The 15236-nt window shown below is 49.3% G+C and carries 13 protein-coding genes; 6 read left to right on the top strand and 7 right to left on the bottom strand.

Annotated elements, in window-relative coordinates; genetic code table 11:
• Nucleotides 1-32: 32 nt before the first annotated feature.
• Both yeiB and folE read right to left on the bottom strand, forming a co-directional pair.
• Nucleotides 33-1190 (bottom strand): DUF418 domain-containing protein YeiB, encoded by a 1158-nt coding sequence (gene yeiB, locus FQZ95_RS19075; RefSeq protein WP_105271585.1) that lies wholly within the window; start codon nucleotides 1188-1190, stop codon nucleotides 33-35.
• A gap of 16 nt (nucleotides 1191-1206) precedes the next feature.
• On the bottom strand, nucleotides 1207-1875 hold the full coding sequence (gene folE, locus FQZ95_RS19070; protein ID WP_001139613.1) for a GTP cyclohydrolase I FolE: 669 nt from the start codon (nucleotides 1873-1875) through the stop codon (nucleotides 1207-1209).
• Nucleotides 1876-2132: 257 nt separating this feature from the next.
• Between folE and yeiG the strand changes: the two genes are divergently transcribed.
• The gene (gene yeiG, locus FQZ95_RS19065) at nucleotides 2133-2969 is read left to right on the top strand and encodes an S-formylglutathione hydrolase (RefSeq protein ID WP_105271584.1); all 837 of its coding nucleotides are present in this window, start codon (nucleotides 2133-2135) and stop codon (nucleotides 2967-2969) included.
• Here yeiG and FQZ95_RS19060 read toward each other — a convergent pair whose 3' ends face one another.
• Both FQZ95_RS19060 and FQZ95_RS19055 read right to left on the bottom strand, forming a co-directional pair.
• Entirely contained in the window at nucleotides 2970-3359 is a 390-nt protein-coding gene (locus tag FQZ95_RS19060) for a helix-turn-helix domain-containing protein (RefSeq protein WP_001353094.1), read from the bottom strand.
• A 1-nt stretch (nucleotide 3360) separates the two neighbouring features.
• On the bottom strand, nucleotides 3361-4713 hold the full coding sequence (locus FQZ95_RS19055; protein WP_001353093.1) for an L-serine ammonia-lyase: 1353 nt from the start codon (nucleotides 4711-4713) through the stop codon (nucleotides 3361-3363).
• Between the two features lie 210 nt (nucleotides 4714-4923).
• Between FQZ95_RS19055 and serB the strand changes: the two genes are divergently transcribed.
• Nucleotides 4924-5811 carry a phosphoserine phosphatase SerB gene (gene serB / locus FQZ95_RS19050; RefSeq protein ID WP_000152722.1) on the top strand — a complete coding sequence of 296 codons (888 nt, stop codon included), beginning with the start codon at nucleotides 4924-4926 and terminating at the stop codon, nucleotides 5809-5811.
• 32 nt (nucleotides 5812-5843) lie between these two features.
• Nucleotides 5844-7166 carry an MFS transporter gene (locus FQZ95_RS19045; protein ID WP_000053687.1) on the top strand — a complete coding sequence of 441 codons (1323 nt, stop codon included), beginning with the start codon at nucleotides 5844-5846 and terminating at the stop codon, nucleotides 7164-7166.
• Nucleotides 7167-7224: 58 nt separating this feature from the next.
• Here the strand turns inward: FQZ95_RS19045 and cirA are convergent, their stop codons facing one another.
• The 3 genes from cirA to yieE all read right to left on the bottom strand — a co-directional run bounded on the left by cirA (nucleotide 7225) and on the right by yieE (nucleotide 12052).
• A complete protein-coding gene (gene cirA / locus FQZ95_RS19040; RefSeq protein WP_105276868.1) occupies nucleotides 7225-9204 on the bottom strand; it encodes a catecholate siderophore receptor CirA in 1980 nt (659 codons plus the stop codon).
• Nucleotides 9205-9496: 292 nt separating this feature from the next.
• Nucleotides 9497-10966 (bottom strand): lysine-specific permease, encoded by a 1470-nt coding sequence (gene lysP, locus FQZ95_RS19035; protein WP_000253276.1) that lies wholly within the window; start codon nucleotides 10964-10966, stop codon nucleotides 9497-9499.
• A gap of 204 nt (nucleotides 10967-11170) precedes the next feature.
• On the bottom strand, nucleotides 11171-12052 hold the full coding sequence (gene yieE, locus FQZ95_RS19030) for a DNA-binding transcriptional regulator YeiE (RefSeq protein ID WP_000548294.1): 882 nt from the start codon (nucleotides 12050-12052) through the stop codon (nucleotides 11171-11173).
• Between the two features lie 98 nt (nucleotides 12053-12150).
• Between yieE and FQZ95_RS19025 the strand changes: the two genes are divergently transcribed.
• The 3 genes from FQZ95_RS19025 to FQZ95_RS19015 all read left to right on the top strand — a co-directional run bounded on the left by FQZ95_RS19025 (nucleotide 12151) and on the right by FQZ95_RS19015 (nucleotide 15222).
• Nucleotides 12151-13200 (top strand): YeiH family protein, encoded by a 1050-nt coding sequence (locus FQZ95_RS19025; RefSeq protein WP_000182053.1) that lies wholly within the window; start codon nucleotides 12151-12153, stop codon nucleotides 13198-13200.
• 73 nt (nucleotides 13201-13273) lie between these two features.
• The gene (gene nfo / locus FQZ95_RS19020) at nucleotides 13274-14131 is read left to right on the top strand and encodes a deoxyribonuclease IV (protein ID WP_000873880.1); all 858 of its coding nucleotides are present in this window, start codon (nucleotides 13274-13276) and stop codon (nucleotides 14129-14131) included.
• A gap of 2 nt (nucleotides 14132-14133) precedes the next feature.
• Nucleotides 14134-15222, top strand: coding sequence for a sugar kinase (locus FQZ95_RS19015; RefSeq protein WP_105276867.1), 1089 nt, complete (start codon nucleotides 14134-14136; stop codon nucleotides 15220-15222).
• Nucleotides 15223-15236: the final 14 nt, after the last annotated feature.

The raw sequence follows: 15236 nt of genomic DNA, 5'->3' as shown, positions 1-15236 counted from the left end.
AACCATTTTGTTAATGAATGTGATCCAGATCGTTATCTTGATGTTTTAGATAATGCAGGTCCGGCAGCACGCAAAGTTAACTGACGCCAGAGCCATTCCACCGGCCCCTGACGGAAGTAACGCAGCCAGATAACAGAGAAGAGAATATTCGCCAGCCATACCGGAATAACAAACGCCAGCAATTCCAGACGGTCAAACTGCATAAACAAACCGAGGTGATAAAAAAGCGTGGTACAAATCAGCGTTTGCAATAGATAGTTGGTCAGCGCCATCCGTCCGACGCAGGCGATCGCGAGCACCAGCTTAAAGCGGCTCAATTGCGGCCAGAAACCATAAAACAGCGACGCATAGCCAACCGCCTGAAACGGCGCACTCAGTTCCCGCGGCATCTGAAGTAAGAAGGCGCACCAGCGATATGCCCAGTCCAGCCGCCATTGCAGGGCGATCGCTGGAAGGTTAATGATCACCCCAATCGCCACCAGCACAAAACCGGTTCGCCGATAATGGCGCAAGCTAAACTGCCCTTTCAGCCAGCCACTGCGCATCAGCGCCGCGCCAATTAGCATCATCCCTGCCAGTTGCCAGCCATACTGTGCGCCCAGTGCCAGTAAACTGTTCCCAACTCCATCGGCACGGTTACCGATCGCTTCAACGCCGCCATGAAGCTTCCAGTATTTTTCATACAAAATAGCCGATGCATCCGGCGTCCAGGCGCGGCTGGTCTGACTGTCTGAAATCAACCCCAACAACAGCAAAACGCCAAGCCCCACCAGATAAAGCATGACGCCGGTATTAAACAGGCTTTTTACCGATGGCGCATCGCGCACCAGCCGCCAGCAGATTAAGCCCACCAGCCCGTAAGCCAACAGAATATCGCCGTCCCAGAACAATAAACCGTGAATAAAGCCCAACAAGACTAACAGTGTTAACCGCGACTGGATCCAGCGTTTGCCACGGGGTAGCAACATTTGCAGGCCAGCACCAAACAGCAACGCAAAAAGCGTGAGGAATTTCACCTGACCGATGAGATCGTGTAATGCCCAGGTCCATGCATCCTGCGGCGTAATAGCGCCGTACCAGGCGGGATTGAGATAAGCCGCCTTTGGTAACCCAAAGGCGCTGATGTTTAATAGCAGGATCCCCAGAATGGCGACGCCGCGAACAAAATCGAGCGTGACGTTGCGCTCCATGGTTCCTGCCTTTTAATCAGTTGTGATGACGCACAGCGCGCAGAAACTCGTGGCGCGTATTCTGACTGGATTTGAACAATCCACCAAGAGAGGTCGTTGTCGTGGCACTGGTTGCATCGCGGATGCCACGCGCCTTCACGCAGTAATGTACCGCATCGATAGAGACAGCCACGTTATTGGTGCCCAGCAGCGTTTGTAGCGCAATGAGAATTTGCTGCGTCAGACGTTCCTGCACCTGCGGACGCTGGGCAAAGAACTGCACGATACGGTTAATTTTTGACAGACCGATCACCGAATCTTTCGGAATATAGGCCACCGTCGCTTTGCCATCGATGGTAACGAAATGGTGTTCACAGGTGCTGGTCAGGGTGATATCGCGCACGGTGACCATTTCATCGACCTTCATTTTGTTTTCAATGAGGGTGATTTTCGGGAAATTGGCGTAATCCAGACCGGAGAAAATTTCATCGACATACATTTTAGCGATGCGATGCGGCGTTTCCATCAAACTGTCATCAGCCAGGTCGAGATTCAGCAACTGCATGATTTCGGTCATATGACCAGCAATAAGGCTTTTGCGCGTTTCGTTATCCATTTCATGCACGGGCGGGCGCAGCGGTGTTTCCAGTCCTCGCGCAACTAACGCTTCATGAACCAGGGCCGCTTCTTTACTGAGTGATGGCATTTATGATTTCTCCTGCAGGTGTGACGCCTCCGCCCTGCGTGGGGGCAAAGTTATTAAGCTGATTTACAGCCTGATTATTGTGCGTGAGGCGGCGCACATAATCCAGTATTCACAGCGATAATTATTGTAATTGCCGCTGCCTTTCATCAGCAGATGTTAAAACATCGTTATGTATATACGGAAGTGAAAGTTACTCACAGCACATTGAATAAACGGTATGATGAAGAAATTGCAAACAACACAACAAGGAGCCACGCATGGAAATGCTCGAAGAGCACCGCTGTTTTGAAGGCTGGCAACAACGCTGGCGGCACGACTCCAGTACCTTAAATTGCCCGATGACGTTCAGCATCTTTCTTCCACCGCCTCGCGATCACACCCCGCCGCCGGTGCTGTACTGGCTCTCCGGATTAACCTGCAATGACGAGAACTTCACCACCAAAGCGGGGGCCCAACGCGTAGCGGCGGAACTGGGGATTGTACTGGTGATGCCAGACACCAGTCCGCGCGGCGAACAAGTAGCCAACGACGACGGCTACGATTTAGGTCAGGGCGCGGGGTTTTATCTCAACGCCACACAAAAACCGTGGGCGACGCATTACAGGATGTACGATTATCTGCGCGATGAATTACCGACTCTCATTCAATCGCAATTTAACGTCAGCGATCGCTGCGCTATTAGCGGTCATTCCATGGGGGGTCACGGCGCATTGATTATGGCGCTGAAAAATCCTGGCAAATACACCAGTGTTTCCGCCTTTGCGCCGATTGTGAATCCGTGCAGCGTCCCGTGGGGAATAAAAGCGTTTAGCACTTATCTGGGTGAGGATAAAAATGACTGGATGGAATGGGACAGTTGCGCGCTGATGTATGCGAGTAATGCGCAGGATGCGATCCCGACACTGATTGATCAGGGCGATAATGATCAGTTTCTTGCCGACCAGCTACAACCCGCAGTGCTGGCAGAAGCCGCGCGTCAAAAAGCGTGGCCGATGACGCTGCGTATTCAGCCGGGATATGATCACAGTTACTACTTTATTGCCTCTTTTATAGAGGATCATCTGCGCTTCCATGCGCAGTATTTACAGAAATAATCACCAGCAGAGGGTATTTTCCAGCGCCGTACTAAAATTATGGTCATCTGCGTGCGGGGCTGGAGACTTCTGGTTTAAATCTGTCAGTTGCTGGCGTACCTGTAGTCGCCCTGCCCCTTCGCCGCTGGAACTATTTTCGTTGAAATTACGCATTTCTGCTTCGAACAATATGGCATCGAGATTTTGCAATTTATTCAGCGCGCGCAGAAGAGAAATGAGAGTATCAAGATTTAAACTTCCCCCCTTTTCAATCCGCTTGACCGTTGCTATGCCCACCAATGCACGCTCGGCTAACTGCTGTTGGGTCAATGATAATGAGATACGCGTTTCTTTAATGCGAGCGCACAGTGATAAAATAATTTCGTTGTTATTCATCGTATTATATTTCATCTTACGCATCCTTTTTTCTTGGCTGCAATTTGCTCAGACAGCCATGATAAGTTTCACGGTATTTAGCGCTCATATCCTTTCCGGTTTCATACATCGCGGAAATTATCTCATCCAGCGTAATGCACGGCTCGCTTATGCGACTCAACGCCATCGTCGTTGCGTTGATAGCTTTCACAGCTGAAATAGCATTTCGTTCAATACAAGGAATTTGTACCTGCCCGCCAACTGGATCACAGGTCAAACCTAAATGATGCTCCATCGCAATTTCTGCCGCGCTAAGTACCTGAGCCACTGACCCGCCCATAAGTTCTGCTAATCCTGCTGCCGCCATTGAACTGGCAACACCTATTTCCCCCTGACATCCAACTTCAGAACCCAGAATAGAGGCATTTTTTTTGAACAGAATGGCGATGGCACCAGCGGTCAGTAAAAAGCGGGTAACGGAGTATGTATCAAGCTCGTGAATGAATTTATCATACCAGCACAGTACAGCCGGGATAATACCGCTCGCGCCGTTGGTGGGTGCTGTCACGACACGTCCACCCGCAGCATTTTCTTCGCTCACCGCAATGGCAAAAGTATTGACCCAATTGAGCGCAGTCAGGAAGTCATTGGAAAAACCCTTTGACTGCAACGATTTATATAAAGCACAGGCACGACGGTTAACCTGAAACGGACCTGGAAGTAATCCTTCTGTATGCATCCCGCGATAAACCGCATCCTTCATTACTTCCCATTTTTTATGAAGATCGTCATGCAAAAAAGCTGCTGTCTGGCAGTGCAGTTCGTTTTTCATCATTAATGCCGCGACAGATAATCCGTTTTGCTGACAAAGTTTTAATAATTCGTTTGCGTTCTGGAATTCAAAAGGATGTGGAGTGACTGATGGAGGAATAATCGCCTCTCCTGCTTTTAGCACTTGACCGTCGCCGATAGAAAACCAGGTTTCTTCATAAAGTGTAAACCAGTCATCTCTGGCACGAAATGTCATCGCATAAGGGTGCCCCGGATGCGCTTGTAGATTAGAAAGAATGGATACACTGACGTTGACACCAGGCATAACTTCCAGCGTCGCCTCAGTTTCTGCACGCCTGATGGCGGACATTTCCATGCGAATGTCAACGCTGTCAGGTAAGTGTCCTTGCAAACCGAGATAAATCGCCACATCAACATTATGGCACTTGCGGCTTAATGACAGCGCACCATAAAGTTCGACATCAATTTTCCGCAACAAAGGTAACATTTCTTGCTGTTTCAATTGTGACACAAAATTATAAGCCGCACGCATTGGCCCGACTGTGCGGGAACTGGATGGACCAATAACTATCTTGAATATATCTATGCAGCTTTCCATATTTTTAAATGATTCCTTCAACGTTGAAAAATAGTTATTCTTTATATCCTGGTAAAGATATCAAAAATGGTACTTTTAGTATCTTATTATTTCAAAGTATCAAAAAAAGTACTTTTTTATCTTTTATTTAACATTCACAACTGTGATTGTCAGATACATCAGCCTCTATGAAATCTTATTATAATCATTGCAGATAAAAAGGAGCGGTAAATGACGATTATTTATTTCTTGTCGCCAACAGGCATCGACATCACCCAAAAATGTCTGGAAGATTATCTGCAACATTTAAAGATTTCCCCCTCGGTGTTTTCGCTAACAACGAATTACAGTGGGCAAATAAATAAAGAGTATCTAAAGCTAGTATTACCAGATGATGTTACCAACCCTGCTTTTTATGCTGGTTTACGTCACCGTGCTGATAATCATCAGTTTGATTTTTTCCGTAAACCCAGGGTCTTACCGGATCAGGGAATTATTGCCTTTGATATGGATTCCACCTTTGTTGAAGAAGAAGGTGTCGATGAAATAGCCCGTAGACTCGGCATCTCTGAAAAAATCACCGCACTGACCCGTGAAGCGATGGAAGGGAAAATCGATTTTGATACCAGTTTTACCCGGCGAATTGCCATGCTTAAAGGAACGCATAAAGATATATTGCATCAAGTTTGTGAACAGATGACTCTTTCACCAGGTCTTGAAACTATTCTTCCCATACTAAAAGAAAAAGGATTCAAGACGGCAATTATATCTGGAGGTTTGGATATTTTTACTGAGCGATTGAAGGAAAAATATCAACTTGATTTTGCATTTTCTAACTCTGTGCGCATTAAGGAAGATCTGTTAACTGATACAATTACCTTACCTATTATGAATGCAGAAAAGAAAAAGCAAACCCTGATAAATTTAGCGACAGAGTTAGCTATCTGCCGTGAAAACATCATTGCCTGTGGAGATGGTGCCAATGATATTCCTATGCTTTTGCATGCCGGAAATGGCGTGGCATGGAAAGCAAAACCTAAAACCCGGGAAAAAATTGCTGACCAGATTAATTTTAATGGTTTCGAGTCGCTTCTCTTTTTTATAGAAGAAAAATTATAGCGCCATAAGGTTCACAGAAAAGGAAACTCACAATGAGTTTGAAAAAATTTATTTTCAGCCAGGCCGACCAACCGGTGGTCAAACCAAAAGAAGAAGTTGATCATACTTATAAAAAATTTCGCATTGAAATCATCACCTCTGTATTTATCTCTTATGCCGTATTTTACTTAACCCGCAAGAATTTCTCTGCGGCCATGCCAGCGATGTTAACGGATACGTCATTAACCGCACAAGATTTCGCTATCATGTCGTCGGTCTTTTACATTCTTTATGGCTCCATGAAGTTTGTAGGTGGCATGTTAGTCGATAAAATTAACCCACGAGCGATGACTGGCCCCGTACTTATTGGCGTCGGTATTGTTAACATTCTTTTCGGTTTTTCAGACAGCGTTGCTGCGTTCTATATCCTGTATAGCCTTAATGCTATTCTCCAGGGTACCAGTTTTCCGCCAATGGCAAAAATTATGGCCTCGTGGTTCTCGAAAAATGAACGCGGACGCTGGTGGGCAGTTGTTGAAGCTGCGCATAATATTGGCGGTAGTCTTGCGCCTCTCCTGACAAGCTTTGCTATTGCTTTTAGTGGCAGCTGGAAGATGGGCTTTTATGTTCCGGGTGTAATCTCACTGATTATGGGGATTGTTGCCTTGTTTACGATAAAAGATCGTCCCGGCACGCTCGGTTTGCCTAACGTCGGTAAGTGGCGCAACGACCCGACAGAACTTGCACAAGTTAAAGCAAGTCCGGTTGATCTCAGTTTTTGGCAAATATTCGTTAAATATATTCTTACCAACCCATTAGTTTGGCTCATTATCCTCGGGGATATGTCGGTCTATATTGCACGCACCATCCTCAATGACTGGCCACAAATTTATTATTCTCAGGTTCATAACTGGAGCCTGATTAAAGCGAACTCCATTATATCCTGGTTTGAAGCAGGTGGACTTGCTGGGGGATTACTGGCGGGGTACTTGTCCGATTTCATGTTTAAAAGTAACCGCTGGATGACAGGATTAATCTTTGCCATCGCTTTATGTATTTGCATCGTTCTCGTACCGCTGGTGCAGGACGTCTCCTACACATTAACGGCTATTCTTTTTACAATCATGGGATTTGCATTGTATGGACCGCATATGTTATTCGCTGTCGGGTGTCTTGATGTTACGCATAAAGATGCGGCAGGTTCCATTACTGGATTCAGGGGCTTGTTTAGTTATTTAGGCGCGGCAATGGCAGGGCTTCCAGTTATTATGGTGAAAAACAGTTGGGAATGGTCAGGAGTGTATATTTACGCAGTCATTACCATTTTGCTGACAACATTTTCACTGGCCTTACTGGCAAAATTTCATCGGTTATAAAGCCAGAAGCGAATTTCTGGGATTATGCCCGGCGGGATCGACGCCGGGCATCTTCTCATCAGAAGCGATAATCCACTGCCATAAAGTAACGACGTCCGTCTTCGTTATAGCTGTAGTCGTCACGACTGAGATCCTTGTCGCCAAGGTTCAGCACGCCCGCACGCAGTTTGACGTCTTTGGTCACCTGCCAGGCCGCGCCGGTATTCCAGATGGTATAACCGCCCGGAGTTTTAGCCGTCGCGCTGTCGGCGCGTTTCTGCCCGGTATAGTGACCAGAAACATAGAATGACCAGTCTTCCAGCGCCAGCGGTTTCCAGTCCAGCGTACCGTTAGCGGTATGGAACGGCAGATCGGACAACGGTTTGTTTTCGCCGTTGCTGACATCACGACCATCGTTGTAGGTGTAGTTGATCGACAGTTTCCATTCATCGTTGAACGGAATTTTCAGTTCGGTTTCCACGCCCTGAATACGTGCTTTGTTAACGTTGTAGTAGCTGAATACTGGCACACCGTCCGCTGTAAAACCGACAAAGTTTTGGTAGCCCGGTGCAGCATTGACGTCAGACGTACGGCTGATGCTGATACGATCTTTCACATCGTTACGGAAAACGGTAACGCTGGACTCCACCCCTTCCAGCCAGCCGTCTTCACCCATGTAGTAAAGCCCCAGCTCCCAACTTTCGCTGGTTTCTGGTTTCAGATCCGGGCTACCCACAATCTTACATGCGCCACGGCAGGAATTGCTCGTCCAGTCAGGGCTAAGTTGCAACAGAGAAGGTGCTTTAAATGCCGTCGCCCAGCCCCCTTTCACCGTTACGGTGTCGGTGGCGTTATAAACCAGGTAGGCACGTGGACTCCAGTGTTCACCGTAGGTTTCATGATCGTCCATACGTACGCCGGTCGTCAGCGCCAGCGGCTCGAAGATCCGCCATTCATCTTCCACAAACAGCGCGTACTGGCTGGCAGACGTTTTGGAGCTGGTTCCCCCGGTCAGGTTCACCGCATCGCTAAGTTTGTCGTGACGCCATTCACCGCCAACCGTAACAAACTGATTAATCGCCGTCAGTGGCAACGTGTATTTACCATCGACCGTATTGCTTTCGGAAGTAATCGGGCTGCTGTTGCCAGGGTTTTTGTTTTCGACTTTCTCACCGTAGTATTTCAGTTCGCTGGTGCCGTAATCCCAACGCCCATTATGGCTGACGGAGTAGTTCTGACGTTCCAGGCGGTTTTTGTCCAGCGAGTCGGAATCACGATCCTGACGGTCAAAACCGTATCCGGCAGTAAAATCGTGATTTTGATTCGGTGTCCAGGCAAATTCCACATTGCCGTCGCGGCTGGAGAATCCTTCAATACGCGGCGTTTCTCCGGTATCGGTGGTCGTTGAGTTTTGTGGGTCATCCTTTTCACGTTTTGCCAGGCTGCCGTAAGCTTTCATTCCCAGCACGCCGTCAATTAATGGTCCGCTGGTAAAGAACTGACCGTTATAGGTATCACCGCGATCGCGATGTTCCTGAATGGTGGTATCGACAGTAACGGTACCCGACCATTTCTGACCGATTTTTTTGGTGATGATATTCACGACACCGCCGAGCGCATCGGAACCGTACAGCGACGACATCGGGCCACGGACCACTTCAATACGTTCGATGGAATCGACCGGGATCCAGTTCAGATCGAAATCATTGTGGCGGAAGACGGCATTGCGGGAGTTAACGCGTTTACCGTCGACGAGAATCAGGGTGTAGCTGCTGTCAAGACCACGAATACTAACGCCCTTACGGTTATCCCCTTCGTTCGTCAGTTGTACGCCAGGCACTTCTTTGAGGACATCCTTCAGATTCTGTACCGGTTTTCGCTGCAGGTCTTCCTGGGTAATGACGCTGATACTGGCGGGTGCATCTTTAAGGTTTTGCTCAACGGAAGATGCAGTGACAACCATCGTTTCGCCATCATCATCGACCGCTAACACAGGCCATGCACAAGAAATAGCGGACAAACACAGCCCGACCCGTACGAAGGGGTTAAACCTAAACATTCCATATCTCCATGAGGTAACTACGAAAATAAAATGGGTTATCGCTCACATCTTCTTCACGTCCCCTTGCGTACGGCAGCATCGCGGTGGACTTATTTGTATGCAGGTGATCATCCCAGAAAGCCGGAACAGCCCCTGATTTGTCAGCCTTTTTTGATTTCGGCGTAACGATAATGCAAACGATAACAATTATCAGTCCAAATGTTAAAATTTATATCCGCATGATTTGTCAGGGAAATAGAATTAAAAAAGCCCTCTCGGTTGAGAGGGCTTAGCAAAGAAGGGAGGAAACTTATTTCTTATCGTTCTGCGGGAACTTCATTTCGCTGTAGCGTACGAAGTGAGTTCCTTTAATCAGCTTGTATCCGAACCAGATAATCAGGAACAGCGGGATACCAATATATGTTGCCGCTACGCCGCCCCAGTCAATGGTGTCTTTCAGGAACGCTTCGTAGTTCTGGCCCAAAGTAATAATCAGACACAGAATGAATGCGAAGATCGGCCCCAGTGGGAAGAAGCCTGAACGGTACGGCAGATCGTTAATGTCGTGTCCCTGCAATACGTAACCGCGACGGAAGCGGTAGTGGCTAATCGCAATCCCCAGCCAGGCAATAAAGCCTGTCATACCAGAGGTGTTCAGCAACCACAGGTATACCGTCTGGTTACCAAACATCGAGGTCAGGAAGCACAGACCGGCAATCACCGTCGTCGCATACAGCGCGTTACGCGGCACGCCACCACGCGACAATTTAGCGAAAATGCGCGGCGCTTTACCGTCACACGCCAGGGTGTACAACATACGAGTAGACGCATACATACCGGAGTTACCCGCTGACAGCACCGCCGTCAGAATAACAGCGTTCATCACCGCCGCCGCAGAGAGCAGACCCGCGTGTTGGAATACCAGGGTGAACGGACTGACGCTGATGTCTTTCACATCATTACGCAGTAGGCTCGGATCGGTGTACGGAATAATCAGGCTGATGATCAGGATCGCGAACACATAGAACAACAGGATTCGCCAGAACACCTGACGTACCGCGCGTGGAATGTTTTTCGCCGGATCTTCGGACTCGCCTGCAGCAATACCGATCAGCTCGGTTCCCTGGAAAGAGAAGCCGACAATCATAGCTACGCCGATCATCGCCGCAAAACCACCAGCAAACGGTGCTTCGCCGATTGTCCAGTTGCTCCAGCCCGCAGGCTGTGCGCCTTTGAAGATACCGATAATCATCAGCACGCCGACAACAATAAAGACAATAACCGTCGTAACCTTGATCAGTGAGAACCAGTATTCTGCTTCACCAAAGCCACGGACCGAAATGTAGTTCAGCAGGAAGATAACGCCGAGGAACAGCGCACTCCAGATCCAACCGGGTGTATCCGGGAACCACCAGCTCATAACCAGCTGCGCAGCAACCAGGTCAACGGCGATAGTCACCGCCCAGTTGTACCAGTAGTTCCAGCCCAGCGCGAAGCCAAAGCCTTCTTCAACATAGTTCTGACCGTAAGTGGCAAACGAACCGGAAACCGGCATATATGCGGCCAGTTCACCGAGACTGGTCATCAGGAAGTAAACCATCAGGCCAATCAACATATACGAGAGCAATGCCCCGCCCGGACCTGCCTGAGAAATCGTTGCGCCAGAGGCAACAAAAAGACCTGTACCGATGGAACCGCCAATGGCAATCATCGTCAGGTGACGCGCCTTTAATTCACGGCGTAAGCCCGGCGCTTCTGTGGTTTTAGTTTCGGAAACCATACAAAAATGCTATCCATCTTAAAAATGAGGCGCGATTGTAGCAGACGATTGGCAATCCTTCCGGCAGAAATACACGGTTATAAGACACCTTCATGATCGCCCCGGGATTATAAGTAAAGCAGCCAATCTCTTTTCTGGCGAATGCATGCTGCGGGCGCTGCGTCACGAAATCGACACAGCACCAGCATGTTCTTGTACAGCAACTTAACGCGGTACATTCGCGGGATCGCAATAGTCCAGAAAGCGCCGTAGCGCGTTGGAAAGGTGTTTTTGCCGATGATGTATACGCCACAACGTACGCATCAGGCGCGGCAGAGGGACCGCAACTTCACTTAATGTGCCTGCCTGCAATTGATCTTCAATGACCCGTCGCGACAGGCAACTAATTCCCAATCCATGACGCACCGCATGTTTGATTGCCTCGGAGTTACCTAACTCCATCGCCATCTCAAACTTCGGTAAATGTGACAGCAACAGATAATCGACAATCTCCCGCGTGCCGGAACCGCGTTCACGCAGGATCCACGGCGCAGCGGCCAGCTGCTCTAAGGTGACCGGACCACGAGCCAACGGTGAAGTCGGCGCGGCGAAAACCACCAGCTCGTCTTCCAGCCACGGTTCAGAGATGATTTCAGTGCTGTGGCACGGTCCTTCAATAAAGCCAATATCAACGCGGAAATCCAGCACCGCTTGCATCACGTCCTGGCTGTTCCCAACGCTAAGTTCAATCGGCAACTGCGGATAATCATGGCGATAACGGGCGATAACTGCAGGCAGAATGTAGTTACCGATAGTACTACTGGCATAGATACGAATCGCGCCGTTGTCTTCGCGAAACAGTTGTTCGATTTCAACCGCCTGTTCAAGCAGTGCCAACGCTCGCGGATAGAGCAGCCGCCCGTGTTCATTAACTACCAGTCTTTTCCCCACGCGATCAAACAGTTGCACGCCAAGCTGCCCTTCCAGGTCAGTCAAGGCTGCGCTCACTGCTGATTGCGACAACGCCAGCATCACCGACGCTTGGGTGGTTGATCCACTTTTCAATACTTCTGCAAAAACTTCCAACTGCCGGAGGGTGATGTGCATAGTCGCTTACCACTTATAAAGATTGATTATAAATATATAATCAATTTTATTTTTAAACCAGTTAGTCGTAACCTTATACCCGGTTAAAGGAGAGGGTTATGACGAATATCACCTTACAGAAACAACATCGTACACTGTGGCATTTTATTCCGGGGTTAGCCCTGAGTGCAGTTATCACCGGGGTCGCCCTGTGGGGTGGTTCCATTCCCGCGGTTGCGGGTGCCGGGTTTAGTGCCCTCACCCTCGCAATTTTGTTGGGGATGGTTTTAGGCAACACCATCTATCCGCACATCTGGAAAAGCTGTGACGGTGGTGTGCTGTTTGCCAAGCAATATTTATTACGTCTGGGTATCATTCTTTATGGCTTCCGTCTGACGTTCTCGCAAATTGCCGATGTCGGTATCAGTGGGATCATCATTGACGTGCTGACGCTGTCCAGTACCTTCCTGCTGGCTTGTTTCCTGGGGCAGAAAGTGTTTGGTCTGGATAAGCACACCAGCTGGTTGATCGGTGCCGGTAGCAGTATCTGTGGTGCTGCCGCGGTACTGGCGACTGAGCCGGTAGTGAAAGCGGAAGCCAGTAAAGTAACCGTGGCTGTTGCAACCGTCGTTATCTTCGGGACCGTCGCGATTTTCCTCTACCCGGCGATATATCCGCTGATGTCTCAATGGTTTAGTCCGGAAACTTTCGGTATCTACATTGGTTCTACTGTGCACGAAGTGGCGCAGGTGGTGGCGGCAGGTCATGCCATCAGCCCGGATGCAGAAAACGCAGCAGTTATTTCCAAAATGCTGCGCGTGATGATGCTGGCTCCGTTCCTCATCCTGCTGGCGGCGCGTGTTAAACAGCTGTCTGGGGCGAACAGCGGCGAGAAAAGCAAAATCACTATTCCGTGGTTTGCCATCTTGTTCATCGTAGTTGCCATCTTTAACTCGTTCCACCTGTTACCGCAGAGCGTAGTGAATATGCTGGTAACGCTGGATACCTTCCTGCTGGCAATGGCGATGGCGGCGCTGGGTCTGACCACTCACGTCAGCGCGCTGAAAAAAGCCGGGGCGAAACCTCTGCTGATGGCTCTGGTACTGTTTGCCTGGCTGATTGTTGGTGGTGGTGCGATTAACTATGTGATTCAAAGCGTCATCGCATAAACCACTACATCTTGCTCCTGTTAACCCGCTATCATTACCGTTTTCCTCCAGCGGGTTTAACAGGAGTCCTCGCATGAAATACATTGGAGCGCACGTTAGTGCTGCTGGCGGTCTGGCAAATGCCGCAATTCGCGCCGCCGAAATCGACGCAACCGCGTTTGCCTTGTTCACCAAAAACCAACGTCAGTGGCGTGCCGCACCGCTCACGACGCAAACCATCGATGAATTCAAAGCCGCCTGTGAAAAATATCACTACACATCGGCGCAAATTCTTCCCCACGACAGTTATCTGATTAACCTCGGACATCCGGTCGCTGAAGCTCTGGAAAAATCGCGCGATGCGTTTATTGATGAAATGCAGCGTTGCGAACAACTGGGACTTTCTTTGCTCAACTTCCACCCTGGCAGCCATCTGATGCAGATTTCAGAAGAGGATTGCCTTGCGCGTATTGCCGAATCCATCAACATTGCGCTGGATAAAACTCAAGGTGTGACAGCGGTGATTGAAAATACCGCCGGTCAGGGCAGCAACTTAGGGTTTAAATTCGAACATCTCGCGGCGATTATCGACGGCGTGGAAGATAAATCCCGCGTCGGCGTCTGCATTGATACCTGCCATGCTTTCGCTGCCGGATATGATTTGCGTACTCCAGCCGAATGCGAGAAAACGTTCGCGGATTTTGCCCGTATTGTCGGCTTTAAGTATCTGCGCGGGATGCACCTTAACGATGCGAAAAGCACCTTTGGCAGCCGCGTTGACCGCCATCATAGCCTCGGTGAAGGCAATATCGGTCATGATGCGTTCCGCTGGATCATGCAGGACGACCGTTTCGACGGCATTCCGCTGATCCTTGAAACCATCAACCCGGATATCTGGGCAGAAGAGATCGCCTGGCTGAAAGCGCAACAAACTGAAAAAGCGGTAGCCTGAAGATGAATAACCGGGAGAAGGAGATCCTTGCAATATTAAGGCGTAACCCGCTGATTCAGCAGAACGAAATTGCGGATATGCTGCAAATCAGCCGTTCGCGTGTTGCAGCGCATATTATGGATTTAATGCGCAAAGGTCGGATTAAAGGCAAAGGTTACATTCTCACCGAGCAGGAATACTGCGTAGTGGTGGGGACAATCAATATGGATATTCGCGGGATGGCGGATATCCGTTACCCGCAAGCGGCTTCTCATCCCGGTACAATTCATTGCTCGGCAGGCGGCGTTGGACGCAATATCGCCCACAATCTGGCGCTGTTAGGCCGCGACGTCCATTTGCTTTCAGTGATTGGCGATGACTTTTATGGCGAAATGCTCCTGGAAGAAACGCGCCGCGCCGGCGTGAATGTCTCCGGCTGCGTTCGTTTACATGGTCAAAGCACATCGACGTATCTGGCAATTGCCAATCGAGACGATCAAACCGTGCTGGCGATTAACGATACCCATCTGCTGGATCAGTTGACACCGCAACTACTGAACGGGTCGCGCGATTTACTTCGTCATGCGGGCGTGGTACTGGCTGATTGCAACCTGACAGCCGAGGCGCTGGAGTGGGTCTTTACCCTCGCTGATGAAATCCCGGTGTTTGTCGATACCGTTTCAGAATTCAAAGCGGGCAAAATCAAACACTGGCTGGCGCATATTCACACTCTGAAACCCACTTTGCCGGAGCTGGAAATTTTATGGGGCCAGCCGATAACCCACGATGCTGATCGTAATGCCGCAGTGAATGCGTTGCATCAACAAGGCGTTCAGCAATTGTTTGTTTATTTGCCCGATGAGTCTGTTTATTGCAGCCAAAAGGATGGCGAACAATTTTTGCTGACTGCGCCAGCGCATACGACGGTAGACAGTTTTGGTGCTGACGATGGTTTTATGGCGGGCCTGGTGTATAGCTTTCTGGAAGGAAGCAGTTTCCGTGATAGTGCCCGTTTTGCGATGGCCTGCGCGGCAATTTCACGCGCCAGCGGCAGCTTAAACAACCCTACCCTGTCTGCCGATAACGCGCTTTCATTAGTGCCGATGGTGTAACAATCTTGCCGGAT

The organism is Escherichia sp. HH41S (genome assembly GCF_009820115.1).
Classification (GTDB): domain Bacteria; phylum Pseudomonadota; class Gammaproteobacteria; order Enterobacterales; family Enterobacteriaceae; genus Escherichia; species Escherichia coli_F.
This window is presented reverse-complemented; position numbering and strand designations above follow the sequence as displayed.

Bases quoted from the DNA above. Each gene is read 5' to 3' on its own strand.
- yeiB (WP_105271585.1), bottom strand. From the start codon at position 1,190: ATGGAGCGCAACGTCACGCTCGATTTTGTTCGCGGCGTCGCCATTCTG.
- folE (WP_001139613.1), bottom strand. From the start codon at position 1,875: ATGCCATCACTCAGTAAAGAAGCGGCCCTGGTTCATGAAGCGTTAGTT.
- yeiG (WP_105271584.1), top strand. From the start codon at position 2,133: ATGGAAATGCTCGAAGAGCACCGCTGTTTTGAAGGCTGGCAACAACGC.
- FQZ95_RS19060 (WP_001353094.1), bottom strand. From the start codon at position 3,359: ATGAAATATAATACGATGAATAACAACGAAATTATTTTATCACTGTGC.
- FQZ95_RS19055 (WP_001353093.1), bottom strand. From the start codon at position 4,713: ATGGAAAGCTGCATAGATATATTCAAGATAGTTATTGGTCCATCCAGT.
- serB (WP_000152722.1), top strand. From the start codon at position 4,924: ATGACGATTATTTATTTCTTGTCGCCAACAGGCATCGACATCACCCAA.
- FQZ95_RS19045 (WP_000053687.1), top strand. From the start codon at position 5,844: ATGAGTTTGAAAAAATTTATTTTCAGCCAGGCCGACCAACCGGTGGTC.
- cirA (WP_105276868.1), bottom strand. From the start codon at position 9,204: ATGTTTAGGTTTAACCCCTTCGTACGGGTCGGGCTGTGTTTGTCCGCT.
- lysP (WP_000253276.1), bottom strand. From the start codon at position 10,966: ATGGTTTCCGAAACTAAAACCACAGAAGCGCCGGGCTTACGCCGTGAA.
- yieE (WP_000548294.1), bottom strand. From the start codon at position 12,052: ATGCACATCACCCTCCGGCAGTTGGAAGTTTTTGCAGAAGTATTGAAA.
- FQZ95_RS19025 (WP_000182053.1), top strand. From the start codon at position 12,151: ATGACGAATATCACCTTACAGAAACAACATCGTACACTGTGGCATTTT.
- nfo (WP_000873880.1), top strand. From the start codon at position 13,274: ATGAAATACATTGGAGCGCACGTTAGTGCTGCTGGCGGTCTGGCAAAT.
- FQZ95_RS19015 (WP_105276867.1), top strand. From the start codon at position 14,134: ATGAATAACCGGGAGAAGGAGATCCTTGCAATATTAAGGCGTAACCCG.